Source organism: Kutzneria kofuensis (genome assembly GCF_014203355.1).
In the GTDB taxonomy this organism is placed as follows: domain Bacteria; phylum Actinomycetota; class Actinomycetes; order Mycobacteriales; family Pseudonocardiaceae; genus Kutzneria; species Kutzneria kofuensis.
Window position 1 is genome coordinate 520,131 of the sequence record NZ_JACHIR010000002.1, and the last position, 22,383, is coordinate 542,513.

Genomic DNA, 22,383 nt, shown 5'->3' on the forward strand with positions numbered 1-22,383 from the left:
GGCGAAGCCTGCCCCGGAATCGCCCCTCGTAGGCCATCGTCCAGATGGCTCCACACAAAATCGGCCCACCCACGCAACAAAACCCCACCACTCACAAATCCCGCAACACAATCTTCGCGAATCCCTCCGGATCCATGTACGGAAAAGCGTGCGGCATCCCCGGCAACGTTATAACCTCCCCGCCCAGGCCCGCGACCCACCCCGGCGTGCAAATGGGATCCCGCTCTCCCCGCACCACAACCACCGGGCACCGCACCCCATCCAGCATTTCCTCCAGCGGGCACCGCAGCATCGACCGCAGGAGCACCCAGATCCTCCGCAGCCCTGCCTTCCCCCACTCGGGAAACTCCTGCCGCCCAAGCGATGCCGGTTCTCTCGTGCCGTCAATCATCCACCGCGCCATCACCCGCGGCACGGTCCGGTACGCGGGGTCGACGGTGGGGCTCCCCAGCACCAACCGCCGCACCTTCATCTCCCGCGCCACCGCGGCGGCGACCTGCGTCCCCGACGAGTGCCCCACCAACACGACGTGGCGGTCACGAATCCGTTCAGCCACAACCGCTGCGTACTCCGGAATCCCCACCGGCGGACCCTCGACCGGCAGCCGCACAAGCTCACACCGCGCACCCGTCGCCTCGATGCATCGCACGGTCGGCTCCAGGTAGCGCGAGACGGCCAGGCCCGGCACCACCACGACGTCAGCTGGCACGGGCATGCTCCAGCTGATCGAGCACCCTCTGTACGCCGATCCGCAACTGCCGGTCGTCGCCGCGCGGAATCGCCGACGAATACGCTGCCAGCGCCGCGAAATCCTCCGGATAGCGACCCAAGTCCGTCGCCGGAAGCCGCACGGCCCCGCTGTATTCGCGCAGCCGCAACCAGTCCTCCGGCTCGGCGATGCCGGCCGACCGCACACCGTGCGGGAACATCAGCACGTCGACGTTCGCGTACCGTCGCTCCCGCAGATACCCCGCCACCGCGTGCAGCGCGTCCCGGACCGGGAAGGCGGTCCAGAACGGCACGAGCCCGGCCTGGTTGACGCCGACCGGGTCGAGCATCACGAACGACTCCACCAGCAGCCGGTCCGCCGGCCGGCCGGCGGCCAGCAGCCACTCCCGGTGCATGTCCGCGACGGCAGCCGACAACCCGTGCGGCTCGTCGAACACGATCCGGTGCACGGGATGCCCGTGCGCGGCGGCCCACCGCTCGATCTCGCCGCCCAGCGAGGGTTCGAACCCCCACTCCGCCTCCGGCGCGTGGTCGTCGGCCGCCGGCGAGTCGAAGGACCGCAGCGGGGATCCCTGCTCGGACAGGAACTCCGCCACCCGTGGGCTGCCGCCGAGGTACTCGTCCGGCCGGAGGCCGCCGTACGCACCGGTCTGGAACACGTGGCGGTCACCGATCCTGGTCACCGGCCACGACAGCTCGCAGTCCACGAGCACGATCGGCGCGCCGGGCATCAGCCGGGTCGCCAGGAACTCCTCGTACGCCCGGGGCAGCCGCAGCCACTTGAGCCGGAAGTACGTCATGAGGTCGATCATCAGCCGGTCCTGGTTGCCGTCGTGCATGTGGTGCAGGGCGACGTCAGGATTGTTGGCCAGTAACGGATCGGCGACCTCGGCGCCGAACTCGGCGGCCAGCACCGGGCGGTCCGGGTCGTTGCCGGACCAGCGCACCGGCACCAGCAGCGTCTGCGGCAGCCATGGAATCCCCGCTGCGGCGCACAGGTGCGTCATGGCGCCGTTGCTGGAACCGATGACCACGCCCGGATACTGCGGCGGCCAGTCGTCGTAGTGGCCGGTCATCCACGACGCCACCTGCTGCATGTCGATCGACGACAGCATCGACGGTGTCACGCCCTCGGCCGCGCCGGAGATGCGGTACAGCTGGGTGCGCAGCGCCTCGGGCAGCAGGTTGGACAGGTGCAGCGGCGCCGCCATCAGCCGGCTCTGGCCCAGCACCGCGAACCGCTTGCCCCGCAACGCGAGCGAGACCGCACGCAGCATCGCGGTGGCGGAGTCGAAGCCCGCCACCGCCCGGCTCGGCGAGACCGTGGACATGACCGCCGTCCTCAGGCGCTCTGCAGCGCCAGCGGATCGCTCGGCGCGTCCGCCTTGGCCGCGGCCATGCGCGCGCCCAGCTCCTGCAACTGCTTGCGCCCCATCGCCTTGCGCACCTCGGGGAACCAGTCCTTCTCCTCCTCTTCGACGTGGTGGCGGACGTTCTCGATCAGCACCGTCACCTTGGCGTCGAAGTTCTCCGCGTCGGCCTCCAGCTTCGCCAGCTCCGAGAGCATCCACACCACGACGTGGTGCTCCTCCACGCTTTCCAGCACGTGGTCCTCGGTCTCCGGCACCGCCTTGCGCGCCTCCGGATAGAAGATGGTCTCCTCGATGTAGGCGTGTGTCGTGAGTTCCTTGATGATGGAGTCGACCAGCCTGCGTTTCGTGGCGTACGCCTTGTCACCGGCCTGCTCGAACTTCTTGAACAGCTGCTCGACCGTCTTGTGGTCTTCCTTCAGCAGCACGATCGCATCGGTCGACACGGGGCCCACTCCTCCCGGCACGGATAAGACGAGACACCCACGGATACCCCGCCGCATCGGCGACAAACTGCGGTTTTCGACCGGGCCCCGCCGAGGTATCCCGTCCCCGTCCGAAGTCGACACTGGAGTGTGATGGCCATGCCCGGGGCGAAGGAACTGCCCAGCACCCTCAAGCGGTCCCCGCAGAAGGCGCAGCGCACGTGGATCAAGGCGCACGACGCGGCCGTCGAGGAGTACGGCGAGGGCCGGCGCTCGCACCAGACGGCGTTCGCCGCGCTCAAGCACAGCTACGAGAAGGTCGGCGACCACTGGGAAGCCAAGAAGAACAAGGGCCCGTCCGATCCGCAGGCGGCGCAGGGCAACCGCGCCAAGGCGAAGAAGACCGCCGGCGGCGTGGACGCCAACGCCAGCAAGACCCACCTGTACGAGGTGGCGAAGAAGCTGGACGTGCCGGGCCGGTCCACGATGACCAAGCAGCAGCTGGTGAAGGCGATCCAGAAGGCCAACAACCGCAAGACCGCCAAGGCCAGGTCGTGACCGGAGAGGGGCAGCCGACCGGGCTGCCCCTCAATCCCGGCGCATCACGCTGGACGGCCAGTCCGGGTCGCTCAACGCCCGCGGGAACAGCCAGAGAACCAGCACCAGCCCCAGTATCGCGACGACGAGGTAGGCCAGCGAGGCGCCGGCGTCGTAGCCGAACACCTCCTGCCACGGTCCGGAGTCGCGCACCGCTGCCGACACCACGAAAAGCAGCCAGAACAGCGACGACTGAACACCCGACAGCAGCGCGGCGGCCCGGCGGCGGAGCGCACACGCCAGTGACACCAGACCCGTCACCGCGATGATGCCCGCCTGCACCGCCGGCACGTGCACGCCGGCCACGAAAACCTGCCCCTGCAGCAGCGCCATGACGAACGCCCAGCCGCCGGCGAGGGCGAACACGATGCCCTGCCCGACGAGGATCCAGCGGCCGCGCCGGAAGGCGAGGTCGTTCGAGCCGTCGGCGATCGGGTCGATGATGACGTGACGGGTGGGCACGGCTCATGGTTGCCCACGCATGGCGGCGGCAAACGCGGGTACGCCAGGGCCATGACTGCCGCAAGCGAACGCGAAGCACGCCCCCTGACCGCCGTCGTCACCGGTTCGGACTCCGGCATCGGCCGCGCCGTCGCCGTCGCGCTGGCCGGCGGCGGGGTCGACGTCGGCATCACGTACAACCGGGACGAGGACGGCGCCGAGCAGACCGCCCAGGAGGCCCGCGAGCAGGGCGTCAAGACGGCCGTCCGGCACCTGGACCTGACCGACCTGCCGACCGCCGGCGCGGTGATCGACGAGCTGGCCGACGAACTCGGCGGCATCGACGTGCTGGTCAACTGCTCCGGCACCGGCACCCACGAACGGGTCATGGACCTCGACTTCGACACCTGGCGCGAGGTGCTGTCGGTTGACCTCGACGGGGTCTTCGTCTGCTCGCAGCGGGCGGCCAAGCACATGATCGACGGCGGCCGGGGCGGCCGGATCATCACCATCACCAGCGTGCACGAGCACGCGCCCCGGGTCGGGGCCGGCCCGTACTGCGCGGCCAAGGCCGGCGCCGGCATGCTGACCAAGGTCCTCGCGCTGGAGCTGGCCGAGCACGGCATCACCGTCAACGCGGTGGCCCCCGGCGAGATCTCCACGCCGATGACCGGCCAGGAGGACGTGGACCCGCACACCGAGCGCCGCCCGGGCATCCCACTGGGCCGGCCGGGGGCGGCCAGGGAGGTCGCGGCCGCGGTTGCGTTCCTCGCCACACCCGCCGCGGGCTACATCACAGGTTCCTCGCTGGTGGTCGACGGCGGCATGCTCCAGATGGGTCCGCAGGCCGGTTCCCACCTGACGAGCGACGACTGGCGCACACCGTGACGGATTGACCGATACCCCTTGTCCGGCAACGCCAAACCCGCATGCGTTGCCGGACCGTCGGACCTGCATCAAGCTGGAGGCATGGAGTCCCGTCGCAGAGAGGCCGGCCGGGTCGGTGAGTGACGTTTTTCCTGGCAGCAGCGAGATGGCCGCGCGGATGCGCGCCTACGACTGGTCCATGTCCACGCTCGGCGCGCCCGAGGGGTGGCCCGAGGCGATGCGCGCCGCCGTCCGGATCTGCCTGACCTCGCGCTTTCCCATGATCCTCTGGTGGGGTCGCGAGCTGCGGGTGTTCTACAACGACCCGTACCGCGAGCTGCTCGGCTCGAAGCATCCGGCCTTGGCCAAGCCGGGGCGGGAGGTCTGGTCGGAGATCTGGCACATCGTCGGGCCGATGCTGGAGGGCGTGCTCGCCACCGGCGAGGCGACCTGGTCCGACGACATGCTGCTGCCGATGAACCGGCACGGGTACTGGGAGGAGACGTACCACACGTACTCCTACAGCCCGGTGATCGACGACGAAGGCGCGATCGTCGGCGTGTTCACCCCCGTCACCGAAACCACCGGGCGGGTCGTCGGCACCAGGCGGATGGCCGCGCTGCAGGACCTGGGGGCGCAGGCCGGGGCGACGACCGTCGACGAGGCGTGCCGCCGGATCGCGGAGTGGGCCGACCGGCACGGCCCGGACCTCCCGTACGTGTCGGTGCACCTCGACGGCCCCGTCGACGACCGCTGGCCGCTGGCCGAGGTGATGCGGACCGGTGAGCCGGTGGTCGTCACCAATGTGAGCGGGCTGCCGAACGGCGGCTGGGCGACGCCGCCGACCGAGGCGATGGTGCTGCCGCTGCGCAGCGACGCCGGCGACAAGCCGCTGGGCGCGGTGGTGCTGGCGGCCAGCGCCGGGCGTGCCCTGGACGAGGACTACCGGGCGTTCCTGCGGCTGATCGCCGACCAGATCGCGGCCCTGGTCAACGGCGCGAAGGCGTACCAGGCGCAGCAGCGCCGGGCCGAGGAGCTGGCGGCGCTGGACCGCAGCAAGACCGTCTTCTTCTCCAACATCAGCCACGAGTTCCGGACGCCGCTGACCCTGATCACCGGGCCGCTGCGGGAGCTTCGCGAACATGCGCCGCCGGAGATCGACGAGCAGCTGTCGATGATCGAGCGCAACGCCATGCGGCTGGGCAAGCTGGTCAATGCCCTGCTGGACTTCTCCCGCATCGAGGCCGGCCGCGTGCAGGCCCACTACGAGCCGGTCGACCTCGCCGTGCTGACCGCCGAACTGGCCAGCGTGTTCCGGGCCGCGATGGAGAAGGCCGGCCTGGCGCTGGAGGTGGACTGCCCCGCCCTGGGCCGGCCGGTCCACGTGGACCGGGAGATGTGGGAGAAGGTCATACTCAACCTGCTGAGCAACGCCTTCAAGTTCACCCTGGACGGCTCCGTCACGGTCACCCTCCGGCCCGACGGCGACCACGTGGTGCTGCGCGTGCGTGACACCGGCGTGGGCATTCCGGCGCACGAGATGCCCCGGCTGTTCGAGCGGTTCCACCGCATCGAGCAGCCCCGTGCGCGGTCCACCGAGGGCAGCGGCATCGGCCTCGCGCTCGTGCGGGAACTCGTCCGGCTGCACGGCGGCGACATCTTCGCCGAGAGCGTCGACGGCGAGGGCACGTGCTTCACCGTGCGCATCCCGTTCGGCGAGGGGCTGGCCGTCGAGACGCGTGCGGAGCCCGCGCCGGTGTCGACGCCGTACGTGGAGGAGGCGCTGCGCTGGCTGCCGCCGGACGTGCCCTCCGGCGGGCCGTTCGACCGGGGGCCGGGCTACGTGCTCGTCGCCGACGACAACGCCGACATGCGCGACTACCTGTCCCGTCTGCTCGGCGTGCGGCACACCGTGCGGACCGTCGGCGACGGGGCGCACGCGCTGGAGCTGGTCCGGTCGGATCCGCCGGACCTGCTGATCAGCGACGTGATGATGCCCGTGCTCGACGGCATCAGCCTGGTCCGGGAGTTGCGGGCGGACCCGAGGACGGCTCGCCTGCCGGTGCTGCTGCTGTCCGCCCGCGCCGGGCAGGAGGCCGCCGCCGAGGGGCTGCGGGCGGGCGCCGACGACTACCTGGTGAAGCCGTTCGCCGCCGGCGAACTGCTCGCCCGGGTGAACACGCACGTCCGGCTGGGCCGGGTCCGCCGGCAGGGCGAGGAGCGGTTCCGCACCATGGCGGACGTGGCACCGGCGCTGATCTGGGCGTCGGACCGGACCGGCAAGCGGGTGCTGGCCAACCGCGGCTGGTCGGAGTTCACGGGGACGGCCGGGCTGGCCGACGAGTGGCGGGCGGCGCTGCACCCGGACGACCGCGACCGCTACCTGGCCACCTTCGAGCGGGCGACTCGGGACGGCCAGCCGTTCGACATCGAGTACCGGCTGCGCCGCGCCGACGGGGCGTACCACTGGATGGTGGAGCACGCGGTGCCGATCGGCAGCGGTTCCGAGTTCGGCGGGCACGTCGCCAGCTGCGTCGACGTCAACGAGCGCTACCGGGAGAGCGAACGGCAGCGGCTGCTGGCGCTGGTCGGGACGGCGCTGGACGCCGAGTCGGGCGTGCGGCAGCGGCTGGACCGGCTCATCGGCGTGCTGATCGACAGCCGGCTGGCGGACGGCTGCGCGGTCACCCGGGTCACCGACACCGGCCTGCCGGTGACCATGGCCGAGGCCGGCGAGAGCATCACTCCGACGATGACGGTCGTGGCCAAGCCGACCCTGATCAGCGACACGGAGATCGCGCTGCCGCTGTGCGCGCGGGGCGAGGTGCTGGCCGTGCTGACCATGCGCCGCTCCCGCGACGAATCCGCGTACTGCGAGCGGGACCTGGAGCTGGCGAGCCAGATCGCCGACCGGGCCGGCATCGCGCTGGACAACGCGCTGCTGCTGGCCGAGGAGCAGGCCACCGCGCGCCGGCTGACGCTGCTGCAGCAGGCCACCGCGGACTTCTCCGCCGCCACGTCGCCGCAGCGCGTCGCCGAGACCGCCGCGACGCACGGCCGGCGGCTGTTCCTGGACCACGAGTTCGTCGTCTTCGAACTGCGCGACCCGCATCGGCTGCAGCCGCTGATCGTGGCCGGTCAGCGGCACGGGCTGGAGCGGCTCGACCTCCGCGAGCACTCGCCCGTCGCCGACGCCGTGGGCAGCCTGTCCCCGCTGTGGCTGGACCGGGTCGACGACTGGCGGGACGAGTACCCGGACTTCGTCGACCGGGCGCGGACCATCGGCTTCCGCTCCGGCGCGGTGATTCCGTTGCTGGCCAACGGAACGTGCATCGGTGTGCTGGCGCTGGGCAGCCGCCACGAGTTCCCGCTCGGCGCCGGCGACAAGCGAGCCGCGCTCGCGCTCGCCGAACAGTGCGCGCAGGCGTTGGATCGGGCCCGGCTGTACCAGGCCGAGCACGAGATCGCCGAGACGCTACAGCGCAGCCTGCTGCCGGCCCGGCTGCCGCAGCTGGACCGGCTCGCGCTGGCGGCCCGCTACCTGGCCGGTGCGGCGTTCAGCCAGGCCGGCGGCGACTGGTACGACGTGCTGCCGCTGGACGACGGCCGGGTGGCGCTCATCGTCGGCGACGTCGTCGGCCAGGGCCCGCGCGCCGCGGCCGCCATGGGCCAGCTGCGCAGCACGCTCGCCGCGTACCTGCTGGAGGGCCACCCGCCGGCCAGCGCCCTGGCCCGGCTGGACGAGTTCGCCGCCCGCATCCCCGACGCCCTGGCGTCGACGGCCGTGTGCGTGGTGATCGACTGCGCCGCCGGGGAGCTGCGCTGGGCCAGCGCCGGCCACCTGCCGCCGCTGGTGATCACCGACGGGTGCGGCGAGTTCCTGAGCGGTGCTCGCGGACCCGTCCTGGGGTTGGGCACCGGCATGGAGTTCACCGAGGCGCGGTGCGCCCTGTCGCCGCGGGCCAGCATCGTGCTCTACACGGACGGCTTGGTCGAGCGCCGGGACGCCGACCTCGACTCCGACCTGGAACGGTTGGCCGCCACCGCGGCGGACCTGCCGCCCGAGGAACTGGCGGTGTGGCTGGTCGACCACCTGCTCACCGACGAGGGCCCCGGCGACGACGTCGCGCTCGTGGTCGCCCGGCTGGTGCCGGAGCCGCTGCGAGGGACCCTGCCGGCCCGCCCCGACCAGCTGTCCGTCGCCCGACGCGACATCACCGAGTGGGCCAACCGGTCGGGACTGCCACAGGCGCTGACCGACGACCTCCTGCTCGTCATCGGGGAGGCCACGGCGAACTCCGTCGAACACGCCTATCGGGACCGGCCCGCCGGCGACTTCAGCTACGAGCTGCGGTGCACCCCGGACGGCGCCGTCACGGGCGTGGTGACCGACGGCGGCAGCTGGCGGCCGGTCCCCACGGACAACGGCACCCGCGGCCGCGGCCTGGCCATGATCAAGGCCGCGTCGGTGCGCTCCGAGGTGCGCGGATCCGAGGCCGGCACACGTGTCGAGTTCACGCTGCCGCCAGCTGTTGCCGCCTCCGACACCCGTGGCTATGGTCGAGGTCATGGGCAGTGACGGAGGTTTTCCGACGCCCGCCGATGCGGTCCCGCCGGCCCTGGCCGCGGTCGACACGATGGGCCCCGTCTCCGTTGTCCACGTCAGCGGCGAGATCGACATGACCAGTCGGGACGCGGTCGAGCGGGTGCTCACCCGCACCGTCGACGGCCATCCCGAGGCGGTGGTCGTCGACCTGTCCGACGTGACGTTCTTCGGCTCGTCCGGGCTGCAGATGCTCGCCGAGGCCCGCGCCCACGCCGCCGCGAACGCGGTGCCGCTGCGGCTGGTGGCCAGCTCCCGCAAGGTGCTGCGGCCGCTGGAGATCACCGGCATGACCACCGCCTTCCCCGTCTACGCCAGCGTCGCCGAAGCCGTTTCCGGCTAGCCGTTTCACCCGGCGCTGAGCGGGAAGCCGGCAGGCATGACCAGCAGGAGAGTCCTCCCCCGACCGGTCGCCGCCGATTGGGCGTGGCAGCTGCGGGCCGCCTGCCGCGGCGGCCCCGAAGCGGTGTTCTTCCACCCGGACCTGGAACGCGGGTCGGCCCGACAGGACCGGGACGAGCGGGCGAAGGCGGTGTGCGCCCGCTGCCCGGTGATCGTGGAGTGCCGCCGGCACGCCATCATCGCCGAGGAGCCCTACGGCGTCTGGGGTGGTCAGGACGAGCACGAGCGGCGGCTGGTCATCGCCCGCCGCCGGCGGGACAATCGGCGGCGCGGGCGAGCCCGGGTGCGTTCCGAAGTGTGAGGTTTCCTGAAGGGGGTAGCCTCCGGATTCGGGAATCGAACCGCCGAAAAGGGTGACGGAATTGCCCCACTGCCGCGACGTCGTTGTCGTCGGCGCATCAGCCGGCGGAGTCGAGTCATCGCGCGGCCTGCTGTCGGCGTCGCCGACGGATTTACCCGCCGCGGTGCCGGTGGTGCTGCACATGCCCGCCGGGGGCACGAGCGCCCTGCCGGCGGTCGACGCGCTGTTCCGCTCCGCGGCGCGAGCTGTCGGCCCGCGCGCCATCGGCGTCGTGCTGTCCGGGACCCTCGACGACGGCACGGCCGGCCTGATGTCGATCGCCGCCCGTGGCGAGCCGTCGGGTTTCAGCTGCCCGGACGGCGACGATGTTCTCACCGACGAGGGAACGGCGCTATGAGCCTGCGCTCCGACCTCGCTGTCGACGTCAGCCAGCGCGGGAAGGCGGTGCTCGTGCGGCTCGTGGGGGACTTGGACCTGGCGAGCGTGGCCGGCGTGCGGACCGCGCTGATGAAGTGCGTCGCCGACGAGCCGTCCGGCGTCATCATTCAGCTAGACCGGGCGACCGTGGTCACGCCGCTCGCGCTGAGTGTGTTCAGTGTGGTGGCCCGCAGGGCCAGCGACTGGCCTGGCCTGCAGGTGATGCTGGTCGCGCGGCCCGGCCGGACCCGGGAGTTGTTGCGGCGCGGCGCCCTCGACCGCTTCGTGCCCACGTTCGCGCTGGTGGCCGAGGCGATGCGCGCGCTGCAGGGGGCGCCCGCCCGCCAGGTGGCCAAGCTCGAACTTCCGCCATCGGACGGCAGCCCCGCGCTCGCCCGTCGCTTCGTCACCGAGACGCTGCGGGAGTGGCGGGTCGACGGCCTGACCGAGGATGCCTGCCTGGTCGTCTCCGAGCTGGTGGAGAACGCCATTCTGCACGGCCAGTCGGCGGCGGGACTCCGGCTGGAGCTGCGCCGCGGACGGCTGACCATCGCGGTGCGCGACGGCAGCAACCGGGCGCCGTCGCGGTTGGAACCGGGCTCGGCGGAGAGCGGCGGTCGCGGCGTGTTCCTCGTGGACGCGATGTCGAAGGCATGGGGCACCACCCCGACGTGGGACGGCGGCAAGGTGGTGTGGGCCGTGCTCGCCGTGGCGGGCACCGAGTGACCTCGTGCGCCGAGTACAGCGAGCGGGAGCTGCTCGGCGTCTCGGTGGTGTTCCATGACGTCCGCGTCGTCGCCAGCCCGCTGCGCGACCGCAACGGCGACACCGAGGGCGCGATCCTCGTCCTGGAGGAGAACCGCGCCTGAGCCTCAGGTGATGCTGACGACCAGAATGGACGGTAACAGGTCGACGGTGCCGTCCGGGCGGGTGACCGGGGCCCACCAGTCGTGGGTGCGGGGGTCGATGATCTCCGGGCCGGTGGCGCTGGCGCGGCAGAAGGAGTCCGGGCCGGCGGGCTCGGGGTCGAAGTAGACGACAACCGCGCCGGTGCTCAGGCGCGGGCTGTCCACAGGTGATTCCACGTCGGTCGGACCGCTGTCCTCCGGACTCATGCGTGTCATGCCCTGGAATACCCCGAAGGTGGGTGCGCAATCGCCGTGGATCCGGGGTATCCGGTGGAATGCTCGGTGTCCTACTGGCAGTGCTGGCCTCCGCGATGAACGCGGCGGCCTCGGTGTTGCAGCGCAAGGCGGACCGCGACGAGCCGGCGCGGATGGCGTTCTCCATCCGCATGTTGTGGGACCTGGTCCGCCGACCGGTGTGGCTGGCGGGAATCGGCGCGGTGGTGCTGGGTTTCGGGCTGCAGGCGGTGGCGTTGGCGGTGAGCCCGGTGTCGGTGGTGCAGCCCCTGCTGATCAGCGAGCTGCCGATGACGCTGGTGCTGGCGTCGATGGTGTTCCGGCGGTCGATCGCGGCCCGTGACTGGTGGGCCGTGCTGGCGATGGCGGTGGGGTTGGCCGTGTTCTCGTACTGCCTGGCACCGACGGGCGGCCATCCGCTCGGGGCCCCGCTGTGGGCGTGGATCGTCGGCCTGGCGGCGAGCCTGGTGCTGATGGGCGCGTTGACGGTCGCGGGACGGCGGACGAAGGGCGGCCGGCGGGCGGCGTTGCTGGGGCTGGCCACGGGAGTCGGGTTCGGCACGACGGCGGTGCTGGTGGCCGCGGTGGGGGCGGCCGGCGTCGGCGCGATGCTGCTGACGTGGCAGACCTACGCGGTGGTGGTGATCGGCCCGACGTCGTTCTTCCTGCTGCAGAACACCTTGCAGGCCGGCGAACTCGTGGCGTCCCAGCCGGGCATGACATTGAGCAATCCGCTGGTGGCGATGGCCTGGGGCTTCACCGTGTTCGGCGAGCACGCCCGAGGCGGCGGCTGGCTGGCCGGCGAGATCCTCGGCGCGGCGCTGATCGCCGCCGGCACTCTCATTCTGGTTCGCTCTCCGGTGTTGAAGCCGGGCTCCTGACGGCCGTCAGCCCGGCGTAGACACAGGCCGTGACCGGCACGGCCAGCAGCGCGCCGACGATGCCGGCCTCGGCGCCGCCGATGGCCACCACGACGACCACCACCAGCGGATGCAGCCGGACGAAGTTCCCGGTCAGCAACGGATGCAGCACGTTGCCCTCCAACTGCTGCACGCCGACCACGACGGCCAGCACCAGCAGCGCGGTCACCGGGCCGCCGGCCAGCAGCCCCATCACCACCGCCGCCGCGCCCGAGGCGAACGCCCCGACGTACGGGACGAACGCGCCCAGGAACACCAGGGCCGCCAACGGCACGACGAGCGGCACGTGCAGCAGGGCCAGCCCGATGCCGATGGCGATCGCGTCGATCAGCGCGACCAGGCCGGTGGTGCGGACGAACCGCACCAGCGCGTCGAAGGCCGCCCGTCCCGCGCGATCCATCCGGTCGGCGGTCCGCTTCGGCCACAGCGCGACGACGTGCTGCCAGACCCGCTCGCCGTCGTACAGGAACACGATCAGCATGAACAGCGCCAGCAGGATGCCGGCCCCCAACTCGGCAACCGCGGTCACCGTGTTCAGAGCCGTGCTCGCGACCACGTCACGGTGACTGTCCACCCAGGACCGCAGCTGGTCGAACATCTGGGTCAGTTGCCGGTCGTCCAGATGCAGCGGCCCGTGCACCAGCCACCCGTGCGTCTGGTCGATGCCCTGGTTCAGGCGGGAACCCAGCTCCTGCCAGTCCGACACGACCGAGACCGTGATGAACGTGACGAGCCCGCCGACCACGACCAGCCCCGCCAGCAGAGCCACCAGCACGGCCAGAACGCGGGGCCAGCCGTGCCGGCGCAGCCAGCTGGCCAGCGGTGCGAGCAGGGCGGCCAGCAGCATCGCCACCGCCAGCGGGATCACCACGATGCTGATCTGCGCCGCGATCACGCTCAGCGCCCACAGCGCACCGAAGATGATCAGGATCTGGAACGCGCGCACGGTCGCGCGGCCGATCAGGCCGGAGGTGAGCACCGGCAGCCGGCCGCGGGGAGTGGACGCCGCCATGCACCCGGGTTGCCGCCGACACCGTCGCGGAAACGCGTTTGCCCGCAGGTCACCCGGGTATTCGCCGACTGATCTGGAGGTGTGTCATGCACATGGCCATGGACGCCGCGAAACGACCCCGCACCGTGCTCGCCGGGCCGTACGGCCACCCGTTCCACCCCATCGCCGTCACGCTGCCGATCGGGGCCTGGACGTGCGCACTCGTGTTCGACGTGGCGGCGTTGTTCGTGCGGCCGCCGGGCTTCCTGGAGCTCGGCGCCGTATGGCTGATCGGCATCGGCATCGCCGGCGCGCTGCTCGCCGCCCCGCTCGGGCTGATGGACTTCCTGCGCCTGCGCAAGGGCGACCCCGCCTTCCGGGTCGGCGCCGTGCACATGGTCCTCAACGTCTTCATCCTCGTCTGCTGGGCCGTGAGCTTCTACCTGCGCATGCTGGGCCAGTTCAACGACTCCCGCACGTGGACGGTCATCTCGGACGTCGTGCTGCTGGCCATCCTCGGCGTCTCCGGGTACCTCGGCGGCATGCTCGCCTACCGCTACGGCGTGCGAGTGGCGACCGAGGCCACGCAGCGTGAGGGCTTCAACCCGTCCCTCGACGCCCCGCGACCGGATCCGCGTGGCCGTCGGCTGACGCGTTAGGGCCAACGCCAGTTTGACCCGCAACCCGACGGGTAGCCGCCTACATGACTGCAGCGAAGGAAGTGCGCGCGCTTGCCCTCGTATGCACGCTCACGCCGTCACCCGCCGAGTCCAGCAGCGACCTGCTCGCCCGGCACGTGCTGGACCAGCTCGCCGCCCAGGGGGTCAAGGGCGAGACCATCCGGGTCGTCGACCAGGAGGTGAAGCCCGGCGTGGCGGTGGACATGGGCGACGGCGACGTGTGGCCGGCGATCCGGTCCCGGCTGCTGGAGGCGGACATCCTGCTGCTGGCCACGCCGATCTGGCTCGGCCACCCGTCCAGCATCGCCCAGCGCGTGCTGGAGCGGCTGGACGCGGAGCTGTCCGAGACCGACGACGAAGGCCGGCCGCGCATGTACAACAAGGTCGCGACGGTCGCGGTCGTCGGCAACGAGGACGGCGCGCACAAGGTCAGCGCCGACCTGTTCCAGGCCCTGGACGACGTCGGCTTCACCATTCCGGCCGGCGGCGTCACGTACTGGGTCGGCGAAGCCATGCACGGCACCGACTACAAGGACCTCGACGAGGTTCCCGAGCAGGTGGCCAAGACCACCGAGCAGCTCGCCAGCAACGCCGCCCACCTGGCGCGGGTGCTGCGCGAGAACCCGTACCCGGCCTGAGGAGGCACCGCCGATGGCGCTCACCAAGAACCCGGCCCGCCCGTCCCTCGTCCTCGACGGCAACCCGCCGCAGCAGCGCCGCCGCGCCGCCCGGCACGTAGCCAGCCTGTCCGACAACGCCGAGCAGTGCGCGGAGTTGCTGGACATGCTCGGGCTCTCCGCGGACGACGGTCTCGCGCCCGAGGAGTGATTCCCGATGCGAGTCGTGGTGGTCGGCGGTTCCGGCAACATCGGAACCGCCTTGCTGCGCGCGATGGCCGGGACATTCGACTTCGACATGGTCGGTGTCTCCCGCCGGGCGCCGGCGTCTGACGTCCCCTGGCACGAGATCGACATCTCCCGGGCCGACTCCGACGTGTTGCTGCGCGCGGCCTTCGAGACCGCCGACGCCGTCGTGCACCTGGCCTGGCTTCTCCAGCCCAGCCGGAACATCCCGCTGCTGGCCCGGACCAATGTGGACGGTAGCCGCCGGGTCTTCGACGCCGCCGTCGCGTCCGGCGTGCGGCACCTGGTGTACCTGTCCTCGGTCGGCGCCTACTCCCCCGGCCCGGAGGATCGGGCCGTCGACGAGTCGTGGCCGACCGACGGCGTCCCGTCCTCGTCCTACAGCACGCAGAAAGCGGCTGTGGAACGGATGCTCGACCTCGTGGTGGCCGGTGACCCGGACATGACGGTCACTCGGTTCCGTCCGGGCCTGGTGCTGCAACACGCCGCCGCCAGCGAGATCCAGCGCTACTTCATCGGCGGTCTCGCGCCGACGGCCGTGTTCGACCTCGCCGCCCGGGCCAAGCTGCGGCTGCTGCCGCTGCCGAGCGACCTCAAGCTCCAGTTCGTGCACGCGGACGACGTCGCCGACGCCATCGTGCGGGCGTTGCGGGGCACCGTCTCCGGCGCGATCAACCTCGCCGCCTCGCCGCCGCTCACGGCGCGCAAGCTGGCCCGGCTGACCGGCGCCGTGCACATCCCCATGCCGGCCGGTGCCCTCCGCGCGCTCGCCGCGACGAGTTGGCGGCTGCGGCTGCAGCCGACCGAGCCGGGCTGGCTCGACCTCGCCATGTCGGTGCCGGAGATGGACACCAGGCGGGCGCTCAACGAGCTCGGCTGGCTGCCGAAGCACTCCGCCCAGGAAGCAGTCACCGCATTGCTGCGGGGACTGGCGGAGGGAGCCGGCGCACCGACTCCCCCGCTCGTACCGCGCTAGCTCCTCAGGCCCGGGGCCGCGGCCGGGGCTCGCCCAGCGTCGGCTCGGCCTGGGGCTGCGGCGCCATCCCGGCCGACGGGTCGTTGGTCACCGCGTACCCGTTCGGGTGCTCCCGCTCGTGCCGGAGCTCCCGCACCTGCGCGTCGAAGCCGGAGACGACCTCCTCCTGCTTGCGCCGGGTGAGCATGCGCAGCGCCACCGCGTACGCGACGGCCACCATGATCAGCAGCAGGCCGATGCGCACCAGGAACACCTGGTTCTGGTCGCCGCCGAACGGAATCGCCGCGAGCAGCGCGAGCAGTCCCAGCGTCACCAGGTGGAACAGCATCGACACCAGCATCGCGACCGAGCCGGCGGACTCGCGCTCCCGCGGGGCGACGTTCGCGCCGGCCAGGTAACGCTTCCCGCTGAAGGCGAGCAGCCGTCCCACGATGACGATGGCGATGACGCCGGCGACCAGGTAGTACACCGTTCCGGTGTCCACGAGAACCACCTCTCCTCAGGGTTGACACCGGAATACCCCGACACGCCGAAGCCGAATCACCCGAGCACGAGGCTCGCCGGCCAGTACACGACCGCCGCGACGACGGCGGCGGCCGGCAGGGTCAGCACCCAGCCGGTGACGATGTCCCCGGCGATGCCCCAGCGCACGGCCGACGGCCGCCGGGTCGCGCCGACGCCCATGATCGCCGTGGTGATCACGTGCGTGGTGGAGATCGGGGCTGCCCAGGCGAAGGCCGTCACGTACAGCACGGCCGCGCCGGACAGCTCGGCCGCGAAGCCGTGCGGCGGCGTCATCGGGAACACGCGGCGGCCGAGGGTCCGCATCACCCGCAGGCCACCGGAGTAGCTGCCGGCCGCCATCGCTCCGGCGCACGACAGCACCACCCACAGCGGCACACCGCTGCCGTGATAGACGCCCGTCACGGCCAACGCCAGCACGATCACGCCCATCGACTTCTGGGCGTCCTGGAGCCCGTGACCGAGCGCGAGAGCCGCCGCGGACACGATCTGCGCGTGCCGGAACCCCCGCCGGACCCGATGCGCGTTGCCGCGCCGGAACGCCCAGAGCACGCCGGTCATCACCAGGTAGCCGAGCACCAGCCCGACCAGCGGTGAGACGACCATCGGGATGATCACCTTGTCCACGACGCCGGCCCAGTGCACCTGGCTCGCCGACGCGATCGCCGCGCCGACCAGGCCGCCGATCAGGGCGTGCGACGAGGAGGACGGCAGCCCGAAATACCAGGTCGCGATGTTCCACACGATCGCGCCGACGACCGCCGCGAGCACCACCGCGAGACCGGTCCCGCCGTTCGGCGGCGCGATCACCCCGTCCGCGACGGTCACGGCCACACCTGTCGACAGCAGCGCGCCGATGAGGTTCATGGCCGCGCCCATCGCCAGCGCCCACCGCAGCGGCAGGGCGCGTGTGGACACCGCCGTGGCGACGGCGTTGGCCGCGTCATGAAAGCCGTTCGTGTAGTTGAACACCAGTGCGAGGGCGATCACCACCCAGAGGCCGAGCACCCGTCAGCTCTCCTTGACGGCGATCGTGTGCATGACGTCGGCGGCGTGCTCGAAGGCGTCCGCCGCCTCCTCAAGGCCGTCCACGATGTCCTTGAGCTTCATCACGGTCAGCGGCTCGTACTCGCCGCTGAACAGCAGGCTGAGCAGCCGCCGGTGGGTCTGGTCGGCGTCGTTCTCCACCTGGCTGATCTGCTGCCAGTACGGCACGAGGTCCTTGGGGGTGCGCAGCTTCGGCATCGCCGCGACCGTCAGCTCCGCCGCCTTCATCAGCTGCTGGACCTGCTCGAACACGCCGTCCGGGAACCGCTCGCAGCCATAGAGCGTGGCCAGGTCGACGACCTCGTCCACGTAGTCCACGACGTCGTCCAGCCGGACCGCCAGCCGGTAGATGTCCTCGCGGTCGAACGGCGTCACGAAGGTGACGTCGATCAGCTCGATGATCGCGTGCGTGTGGTCGTCGCCGACGTGTTCCAGCCGGCGCATCTCCTCGGCGATCGGTGGCCGCGCGGCGGCGTCGGCGCGCACGAACCGGTCGAGCACGGCCACCGCGTCGGCGATGTTGGCCGCGACCGCGGTCAGCAGGTCGTAGAACCGGGCGTCCCGCGGTGCGGGTCGAAGCCTCACTCGTCGGCCTCCCTGGGGGCGAGGAACGGCTCTTCGTCGGCCGGCTCGCCGGCGGCGAGCTGCCGGCCGCGGGCGAGTTCGGCGTCGAACGCGGCGCCCAGCAGCACCGCAAGATTACTGATCCAGAGCCAGACCAGGAAGACGATCACTCCGGCGAGGGAACCGTAGGTCTTGTTGTACGAGGCGAAGTTGGCGACGTAGATCGCGAAGCCGACCGAGGCGACCAGCCACAGCAGCACCGCCAGCACGCTGCCGGCGGTCAGCCAGAGGAACCGCGGCTTGGGCTGGCGGACGTTGGGCGCGGCCCAGTACAGCAGGCAGATCGCCAGGCTGACCAGGATGACGATCACCGGCCACTTGGCGATGCCCCAGATCAGCAGCCCGGTGGACCCGATGCCGATCCACTGTCCAACCTGGTCGGCGACCGGCCCCGACACCGCCAGCCCGAACGCCGACGCCGCCAGCATCACCATCATGGCCAGCGTCAGCCCGAGCTGCAGCGGCACCGTCTTCCACAGCGGACGCCCCTCGGCCACGCCGTAGACGGCGTTGTTGGCCCGGATGAAGCCGCCGATGTAGCCGCTGGCCGCCCACAACGCGCCGAGCACACCGATCACCGCCAGCGGCCCGGCTCCCGTGTGCGCGTTCTGGATGGCGCCGACCAGAAGATCCCGCCCCTGGCCGATCTGCACGGTGTTGATGCTGTCGACGAGCATCTTGGTCGCGTCGGACCCGAGCAGGCCGACCGCCGCCGTCACCACGATCAGACCGGGGAACACCGACAGCACCGCGTAGTACGTCAGCGACGCCGCCCAGTCCATCAGGTGGTTGTCCTGGATCGCCTTCACGGTGCGTTTCAGCGCCGCCCACCACGAGTCGGCCGGCAGGTCGATCGGTGTGCCGGGCGCGTCCGATTCCGTCGCCATGGCCCCCGACTTCCCCCGGGCAAAGCGGGCGAAACTACGAACCCCGCAGCCGCTGGGCCGCCTCGCGCAGCGCCTTGGCCCGCCGCTGGGCCTCGCGCCGCGCCTGTCCGACGGCCGCGTCGGCGTCGTCACGGGCCGAGCGGGCGTCGGCCAGTTCGGCCTGGAGCCGGTCCACCTCCTCGGTGCGCGACCGCAGTTCCTCCTCCGCCGCCTCCAGTGCCCGCTGGGCCTCCGCCTCCGCGGCCTCCGCCTCGTCGTAGGCCCGCTGCCGCTCCTTGTCACGCTTGGTGTCGCGCTTGGGGACCTCCGCGCCGGGCATGGGCATCGCGGCGTCGAAGCCCCAGCCGCCGCCCTCCGGCGCGGTCACGACCCGCCCGGCGAGCAGGTCCTCGGCGGCCGCCGGGTCGGTGTACGACCGTTCCAGCAGGTCCCGCAGCCCGGGGTTGGCGTCCGACACCCGCCCGACGAGCTTGTCCAGCACCTCGTTCCGCCGCCGGGACAGCTCCCGCAGCTCCGGTCCGTTCAGCGTCTCCTGAGCGCCCCGCATCTTCTTGCCGAGGTCCACCAGCGCGGCGACGTCCTTGGGGTGCTTGCGGGCGAGCTGGTTGGCCTGCCAGGCGGCGACGGTCGGCTTGCGCAGCTTCCGGACCCGCTCAGCGATCCCGGGCTCGGCCTTGGCCAGCTTGTCGCGTTCGGCGATGAACCGTTCCCGGGGCAGTCCGTAGAGCCGGTCGACCGCCGCCCCGAGGTCCATGCGGGTCAGGCTAGCCCGCCCGGCGGTTGCGCGCAGGTCAGGACGGGAACACCTGGTCGCATGGAGACCTTCCGGCACGAGCTCGCCATCTACCTCAACGACCATCTCGCCGGCGCGACCGGCGGCGTCGAACTCGCCAACCGCATCGCCCACGAGCACGACGACGCCGAACTCGCCGGGCTGGCCCGGGACGTCGAGGCCGACCGGGACAGCCTGCTGCGCATCATGGCGGCGCTCGGCGTGCCGCAGGACCACATCAAGGTGGCCGGCGGCTGGCTGGGCGAGAAGCTGGGTCGGCTCAAGTTGAACGGGCACCTGTTCAGCCGGTCGCCGCTGAGCTACGTCATCGAGCTGGAGGCGATGCGGCTGGGCGTGGACGGCAAGGCGGCCGGCTGGCAGACCCTGCGCTGCCTGGCCGAGCACGACGACCGTCTCGACCGGACGCACCTCGACGAGCTGCTGGCCCGAGCCGAGGCGCAGAAGGAAACGCTGGAGACCCTGCGCCGCAGGGCCGCCGAGACGGTGTTCGTCAAGCCCAGTTGACCGGTCACTTGACCGGAACAGGTCGCGCCGCCGGTTGTTTGCCCCCCGCCCGGGTATTTGGCTGTGGCTACCAAGGCGGTGACGAGCGTGATGGAACTGGATTTTGACGACTCTGCCTTACGGAACCTACGGGCCTACGTCCAACGCGTGAGCTCGGCGATGGGGTCGCGCTGCGACTGCGCGTGCGTGCTGACGGAGCGGCCGGTCAGCGTCTACCTGGCCATCGACGGCCACCTGAGCGGGTACCCGGACCGCGACGCCGCGCTGCTGTGGGACGAGGAGCGCGGCTGGTCGGCGGCCGTGGAGACCTACAGCGGCGAGGACCTGCTCGTCATCGCCGACATGGACGCGGAGATCTGGCCGGAACCGTCCCGTGTGGCCGCGTGGGCGACGGGGCTGCTGGACGGCGTGCACGCCCGGATTTGAAACCTCGCGGGTGGGTACCCGGCTGTCGAACACCGGCAGCTCACGCGAGGAGGAATCATGGCCGAGACCGTCGGCGACTACCTGCTGGGACGGCTGCGTGACTGGCAGGTGGACCAGGTCTTCGCCTATCCCGGGGACGGCATCAACGGCATCGTCGCCGCCTTCGGCAAGGCCGACGACGCACCGCGCTTCATCCAGGCCCGCCACGAGGAGATGGCGGCGTTCCAGGCCGTCGGCTACGCCAAGTTCAGCGGCAAGGTCGGCGTGTGCATGGCCACTTCCGGCCCCGGCGCGATCCACCTGCTCAACGGCCTCTACGACGCCAAGCTCGACCACGTCCCGGTGGTCGCGATCGTCGGGCAGACCGCGCGCAGCGCGATGGGCGCCAGCTACCAGCAGGAGGTCGACCTGCAGGCGCTGTTCAAGGACGTGGCCAGCGCGTACCTGGTCGAGGTGAACGTGCCCGAGCAGCTGCCCAACGCGCTGGACCGGGCCATCCGCGTCGCCGAGGCGGAGCGCGCGCCGACCGCCCTGATCATCCCCAGCGACCTGCAGGAGCAGCCGTACTCGCCGCCCGAGCACACGTTCAAGCAGTCCCCGTCCAGCCCGCCGAGCCACCCGCACACCGTGATGGTCCCGGACGCCGACGAGATCGAGCGCGCGGCCGAGGTGATCAACTCCGGCTCGAAGCTGGCGATCCTGGTCGGCCAGGGCGCCCGCAACGCCGCCGACGAGGTCCGCCAGCTGGCCGAGCTCACCGGCGCGGGCGTGGCCAAGGCGTTGCTGGGCAAGGACGTCCTGCCCGACGATCTGTCCTATGTGACCGGTTCGATCGGATTGCTGGGCACGCGCCCGAGCTACGAGCTGATGACCGACTGCGACACGCTGCTGATCGTCGGCTCCAACTTCCCGTACTCCCAGTTCCTTCCGGAGTACGGCAAGGCCCGCGGCGTGCAGATCGACATCGACGGCAAGTTCATCGGCATGCGCTACCCCACCGAAGTCAACCTCGTCGGCGACGCTCGGGCGACGCTGGCGGCGCTGCTGCCGAAGATCCGGCGCAAGGAGGACCGGAAGTGGCGTGAGACCGTGGAGCGCAACGTCGCCCGCTGGTGGGAGACGATGGAGCGCGAGTCCATGGTGTCCGCCGACCCGATCAACCCGATGCGCATCACGTGGGAGCTGTCCTCGCGCATCCCGGACAACGCGATCGTCACCTCCGACTCCGGCTCCGCCGCCAACTGGTACGCCCGCACGCTGAGGATGCGCGGCAACATGCGCGGCTCGCTGTCCGGCACGTTGGCGACGATGGGCCCCGGTGTGCCGTACGCGATCGGCGCCAAGTTCGCGCATCCGGACCGGCCCGTCATCGCGCTCGTCGGCGACGGCGCGATGCAGATGAACGGCCTGGCCGAGCTGATCACCATCCAGCGCTACTACGACCGCTGGACCGACCCGCGTTGCGTGATCTGCGTGCTGCACAACAACGACCTCAACCAGGTCACGTGGGAGCTGCGCGCGATGGGCGGCGCGCCCAAGTTCGAGGAGTCGCAGGTGCTGCCGGACGTCGACTACGCCGGCATCGCCCGTTCCCTCGGCCTGGGCGGCATCACGGTCACGGAACCGGACCGGCTCGGCGCGGCCTGGGACGAGGCGCTGGCCGCGGACCGGCCGGTGCTGCTCGACGTGCACTGCGACCCGAACGTGCCGCCGATCCCGCCGCACGCCACCTTCGAGCAGGTGAAGGCGGCCGCGGAGTCCGTGCTCAAGGGCGACCCGGACGCGTTCAGCCTGGTCACCCAGGGCATCAAGACCAAGCTGCAGGAATTCGTGCCAGGCAGCCGACGGTGACAACT

At 71.5% G+C, this 22,383-nt stretch carries 27 protein-coding genes; 16 read left to right on the forward strand and 11 right to left on the reverse strand.

Annotated features, from left to right (window positions below):
• Window positions 1–91 precede the first annotated feature (91 nt).
• The 3 genes from BJ998_RS41410 to BJ998_RS41420 are packed head-to-tail and all read right to left on the reverse strand — an operon-like array spanning window position 92 to window position 2,545.
• The gene (locus BJ998_RS41410) at window positions 92–709 is read right to left on the reverse strand and encodes an alpha/beta fold hydrolase (protein ID WP_184869590.1); all 618 of its coding nucleotides are present in this window, start codon (window positions 707–709) and stop codon (window positions 92–94) included.
• Window positions 699–2,060 (reverse strand): hypothetical protein, encoded by a 1,362-nt coding sequence (locus tag BJ998_RS41415; protein ID WP_184869591.1) that lies wholly within the window; start codon window positions 2,058–2,060, stop codon window positions 699–701. The genes BJ998_RS41410 and BJ998_RS41415 overlap by 11 nt, the downstream gene beginning before the upstream one ends.
• 11 nt (window positions 2,061–2,071) lie before the next feature.
• Window positions 2,072–2,545, reverse strand: a complete 474-nt coding sequence (locus tag BJ998_RS41420) for a hemerythrin domain-containing protein (protein ID WP_184869592.1) — start codon at window positions 2,543–2,545, stop codon at window positions 2,072–2,074.
• 138 nt (window positions 2,546–2,683) lie between these two features.
• Between BJ998_RS41420 and BJ998_RS41425 the strand changes: the two genes are divergently transcribed.
• Window positions 2,684–3,082 carry a ChaB family protein gene (locus tag BJ998_RS41425; protein ID WP_184869593.1) on the forward strand — a complete coding sequence of 133 codons (399 nt, stop codon included), beginning with the start codon at window positions 2,684–2,686 and terminating at the stop codon, window positions 3,080–3,082.
• A 30-nt stretch (window positions 3,083–3,112) separates the two neighbouring features.
• Here the strand turns inward: BJ998_RS41425 and BJ998_RS41430 are convergent, their stop codons facing one another.
• The gene (locus tag BJ998_RS41430) at window positions 3,113–3,583 is read right to left on the reverse strand and encodes a hypothetical protein (protein ID WP_184869594.1); all 471 of its coding nucleotides are present in this window, start codon (window positions 3,581–3,583) and stop codon (window positions 3,113–3,115) included.
• Between the two features lie 51 nt (window positions 3,584–3,634).
• Between BJ998_RS41430 and BJ998_RS41435 the strand changes: the two genes are divergently transcribed.
• From BJ998_RS41435 to BJ998_RS41465, 7 genes are all read left to right on the forward strand, one after another.
• Entirely contained in the window at window positions 3,635–4,450 is an 816-nt protein-coding gene (locus BJ998_RS41435) for an SDR family oxidoreductase (protein ID WP_184869595.1), read from the forward strand.
• A 115-nt stretch (window positions 4,451–4,565) separates the two neighbouring features.
• Window positions 4,566–9,008, forward strand: a complete 4,443-nt coding sequence (locus BJ998_RS41440) for a SpoIIE family protein phosphatase (RefSeq protein WP_184869596.1) — start codon at window positions 4,566–4,568, stop codon at window positions 9,006–9,008.
• Complete coding sequence (locus tag BJ998_RS41445) at window positions 8,998–9,375, forward strand: STAS domain-containing protein (protein WP_184869597.1); 378 nt, start codon at window positions 8,998–9,000, stop codon at window positions 9,373–9,375. Before BJ998_RS41440 ends, BJ998_RS41445 begins: the two co-directional genes overlap by 11 nt.
• Window positions 9,376–9,411: 36 nt before the next feature.
• Complete coding sequence (locus tag BJ998_RS41450) at window positions 9,412–9,735, forward strand: WhiB family transcriptional regulator (RefSeq protein WP_184869598.1); 324 nt, start codon at window positions 9,412–9,414, stop codon at window positions 9,733–9,735.
• A 61-nt stretch (window positions 9,736–9,796) separates the two neighbouring features.
• Entirely contained in the window at window positions 9,797–10,132 is a 336-nt protein-coding gene (locus BJ998_RS41455) for a chemotaxis protein CheB (protein ID WP_184869599.1), read from the forward strand.
• The gene (locus tag BJ998_RS41460) at window positions 10,129–10,878 is read left to right on the forward strand and encodes an STAS domain-containing protein (RefSeq protein ID WP_184869600.1); all 750 of its coding nucleotides are present in this window, start codon (window positions 10,129–10,131) and stop codon (window positions 10,876–10,878) included. Before BJ998_RS41455 ends, BJ998_RS41460 begins: the two co-directional genes overlap by 4 nt.
• Window positions 10,875–11,021, forward strand: coding sequence for a hypothetical protein (locus BJ998_RS41465; protein ID WP_184869601.1), 147 nt, complete (start codon window positions 10,875–10,877; stop codon window positions 11,019–11,021). Before BJ998_RS41460 ends, BJ998_RS41465 begins: the two co-directional genes overlap by 4 nt.
• Before the next feature lie 3 nt (window positions 11,022–11,024).
• Here the strand turns inward: BJ998_RS41465 and BJ998_RS41470 are convergent, their stop codons facing one another.
• Window positions 11,025–11,276: a hypothetical protein gene (locus BJ998_RS41470; protein ID WP_184869602.1), complete on the reverse strand. Its 252-nt coding sequence runs from the start codon at window positions 11,274–11,276 to the stop codon at window positions 11,025–11,027.
• Window positions 11,277–11,335: 59 nt separating this feature from the next.
• Between BJ998_RS41470 and BJ998_RS41475 the strand changes: the two genes are divergently transcribed.
• Window positions 11,336–12,175 carry a DMT family transporter gene (locus BJ998_RS41475; RefSeq protein WP_184869603.1) on the forward strand — a complete coding sequence of 280 codons (840 nt, stop codon included), beginning with the start codon at window positions 11,336–11,338 and terminating at the stop codon, window positions 12,173–12,175.
• Here BJ998_RS41475 and BJ998_RS41480 read toward each other — a convergent pair.
• Window positions 12,135–13,226, reverse strand: coding sequence for an AI-2E family transporter (locus BJ998_RS41480; RefSeq protein ID WP_184869604.1), 1,092 nt, complete (start codon window positions 13,224–13,226; stop codon window positions 12,135–12,137). The genes BJ998_RS41475 and BJ998_RS41480 overlap by 41 nt on opposite strands.
• An 86-nt stretch (window positions 13,227–13,312) precedes the next feature.
• On the opposite strand from BJ998_RS41480, the gene BJ998_RS41485 reads away from it, so the two are divergent.
• The 4 genes from BJ998_RS41485 to BJ998_RS41500 are packed head-to-tail and all read left to right on the forward strand — an operon-like array spanning window position 13,313 to window position 15,724.
• Window positions 13,313–13,864, forward strand: a complete 552-nt coding sequence (locus BJ998_RS41485; RefSeq protein WP_246490003.1) for a DUF2231 domain-containing protein — start codon at window positions 13,313–13,315, stop codon at window positions 13,862–13,864.
• Between the two features lie 44 nt (window positions 13,865–13,908).
• A complete protein-coding gene (locus tag BJ998_RS41490; RefSeq protein ID WP_184869605.1) occupies window positions 13,909–14,523 on the forward strand; it encodes a flavodoxin family protein in 615 nt (204 codons plus the stop codon).
• A 13-nt stretch (window positions 14,524–14,536) separates the two neighbouring features.
• The gene (locus BJ998_RS41495; protein ID WP_184869606.1) at window positions 14,537–14,713 is read left to right on the forward strand and encodes a PIN domain-containing protein; all 177 of its coding nucleotides are present in this window, start codon (window positions 14,537–14,539) and stop codon (window positions 14,711–14,713) included.
• Between the two features lie 6 nt (window positions 14,714–14,719).
• The gene (locus BJ998_RS41500; RefSeq protein ID WP_184869607.1) at window positions 14,720–15,724 is read left to right on the forward strand and encodes an NAD-dependent epimerase/dehydratase family protein; all 1,005 of its coding nucleotides are present in this window, start codon (window positions 14,720–14,722) and stop codon (window positions 15,722–15,724) included.
• A gap of 4 nt (window positions 15,725–15,728) precedes the next feature.
• Here the strand turns inward: BJ998_RS41500 and BJ998_RS41505 are convergent, their stop codons facing one another.
• From BJ998_RS41505 to BJ998_RS41525, 5 genes are read right to left on the reverse strand one after another with little or no spacing between them, the layout of a single operon-like run.
• Window positions 15,729–16,208, reverse strand: a complete 480-nt coding sequence (locus tag BJ998_RS41505) for a hypothetical protein (protein ID WP_184869608.1) — start codon at window positions 16,206–16,208, stop codon at window positions 15,729–15,731.
• Between the two features lie 56 nt (window positions 16,209–16,264).
• Complete coding sequence (locus BJ998_RS41510) at window positions 16,265–17,254, reverse strand: inorganic phosphate transporter (protein ID WP_184869609.1); 990 nt, start codon at window positions 17,252–17,254, stop codon at window positions 16,265–16,267.
• A 3-nt stretch (window positions 17,255–17,257) separates the two neighbouring features.
• The gene (locus tag BJ998_RS41515) at window positions 17,258–17,878 is read right to left on the reverse strand and encodes a DUF47 domain-containing protein (RefSeq protein WP_184869610.1); all 621 of its coding nucleotides are present in this window, start codon (window positions 17,876–17,878) and stop codon (window positions 17,258–17,260) included.
• Window positions 17,875–18,804, reverse strand: a complete 930-nt coding sequence (locus BJ998_RS41520) for a YihY/virulence factor BrkB family protein (RefSeq protein ID WP_184869611.1) — start codon at window positions 18,802–18,804, stop codon at window positions 17,875–17,877. Before BJ998_RS41520 ends, BJ998_RS41515 begins: the two co-directional genes overlap by 4 nt.
• A gap of 34 nt (window positions 18,805–18,838) precedes the next feature.
• The gene (locus tag BJ998_RS41525) at window positions 18,839–19,558 is read right to left on the reverse strand and encodes a hypothetical protein (protein ID WP_184869612.1); all 720 of its coding nucleotides are present in this window, start codon (window positions 19,556–19,558) and stop codon (window positions 18,839–18,841) included.
• 60 nt (window positions 19,559–19,618) lie between these two features.
• Here BJ998_RS41525 and BJ998_RS41530 point away from each other — a divergent pair, with 60 nt between their 5' ends.
• From BJ998_RS41530 to BJ998_RS41540, 3 genes are all read left to right on the forward strand, one after another.
• Window positions 19,619–20,101 carry a hypothetical protein gene (locus tag BJ998_RS41530; protein ID WP_184869613.1) on the forward strand — a complete coding sequence of 161 codons (483 nt, stop codon included), beginning with the start codon at window positions 19,619–19,621 and terminating at the stop codon, window positions 20,099–20,101.
• Window positions 20,102–20,248: 147 nt separating this feature from the next.
• Window positions 20,249–20,527, forward strand: coding sequence for a DUF6292 family protein (locus BJ998_RS41535; protein ID WP_184869614.1), 279 nt, complete (start codon window positions 20,249–20,251; stop codon window positions 20,525–20,527).
• A gap of 57 nt (window positions 20,528–20,584) precedes the next feature.
• On the forward strand, window positions 20,585–22,378 hold the full coding sequence (locus BJ998_RS41540) for a thiamine pyrophosphate-requiring protein (protein WP_184869615.1): 1,794 nt from the start codon (window positions 20,585–20,587) through the stop codon (window positions 22,376–22,378).
• Window positions 22,379–22,383 lie beyond the last annotated feature (5 nt).

Bases quoted from the DNA above. Each gene is read 5' to 3' on its own strand.
- BJ998_RS41530 (WP_184869613.1), top strand. From the start codon at position 19,619: ATGGAGACCTTCCGGCACGAGCTCGCCATCTACCTCAACGACCATCTC.
- BJ998_RS41525 (WP_184869612.1), bottom strand. From the start codon at position 19,558: ATGGACCTCGGGGCGGCGGTCGACCGGCTCTACGGACTGCCCCGGGAA.
- BJ998_RS41470 (WP_184869602.1), bottom strand. From the start codon at position 11,276: ATGACACGCATGAGTCCGGAGGACAGCGGTCCGACCGACGTGGAATCA.
- BJ998_RS41485 (WP_246490003.1), top strand. From the start codon at position 13,313: ATGCACATGGCCATGGACGCCGCGAAACGACCCCGCACCGTGCTCGCC.
- BJ998_RS41475 (WP_184869603.1), top strand. From the start codon at position 11,336: ATGCTCGGTGTCCTACTGGCAGTGCTGGCCTCCGCGATGAACGCGGCG.
- BJ998_RS41520 (WP_184869611.1), bottom strand. From the start codon at position 18,804: ATGGCGACGGAATCGGACGCGCCCGGCACACCGATCGACCTGCCGGCC.
- BJ998_RS41480 (WP_184869604.1), bottom strand. From the start codon at position 13,226: ATGGCGGCGTCCACTCCCCGCGGCCGGCTGCCGGTGCTCACCTCCGGC.
- BJ998_RS41495 (WP_184869606.1), top strand. From the start codon at position 14,537: ATGGCGCTCACCAAGAACCCGGCCCGCCCGTCCCTCGTCCTCGACGGC.
- BJ998_RS41500 (WP_184869607.1), top strand. From the start codon at position 14,720: ATGCGAGTCGTGGTGGTCGGCGGTTCCGGCAACATCGGAACCGCCTTG.
- BJ998_RS41450 (WP_184869598.1), top strand. From the start codon at position 9,412: ATGACCAGCAGGAGAGTCCTCCCCCGACCGGTCGCCGCCGATTGGGCG.
- BJ998_RS41415 (WP_184869591.1), bottom strand. From the start codon at position 2,060: ATGTCCACGGTCTCGCCGAGCCGGGCGGTGGCGGGCTTCGACTCCGCC.
- BJ998_RS41435 (WP_184869595.1), top strand. From the start codon at position 3,635: ATGACTGCCGCAAGCGAACGCGAAGCACGCCCCCTGACCGCCGTCGTC.
- BJ998_RS41540 (WP_184869615.1), top strand. From the start codon at position 20,585: ATGGCCGAGACCGTCGGCGACTACCTGCTGGGACGGCTGCGTGACTGG.
- BJ998_RS41425 (WP_184869593.1), top strand. From the start codon at position 2,684: ATGCCCGGGGCGAAGGAACTGCCCAGCACCCTCAAGCGGTCCCCGCAG.
- BJ998_RS41490 (WP_184869605.1), top strand. From the start codon at position 13,909: ATGACTGCAGCGAAGGAAGTGCGCGCGCTTGCCCTCGTATGCACGCTC.
- BJ998_RS41445 (WP_184869597.1), top strand. From the start codon at position 8,998: ATGGGCAGTGACGGAGGTTTTCCGACGCCCGCCGATGCGGTCCCGCCG.
- BJ998_RS41460 (WP_184869600.1), top strand. From the start codon at position 10,129: ATGAGCCTGCGCTCCGACCTCGCTGTCGACGTCAGCCAGCGCGGGAAG.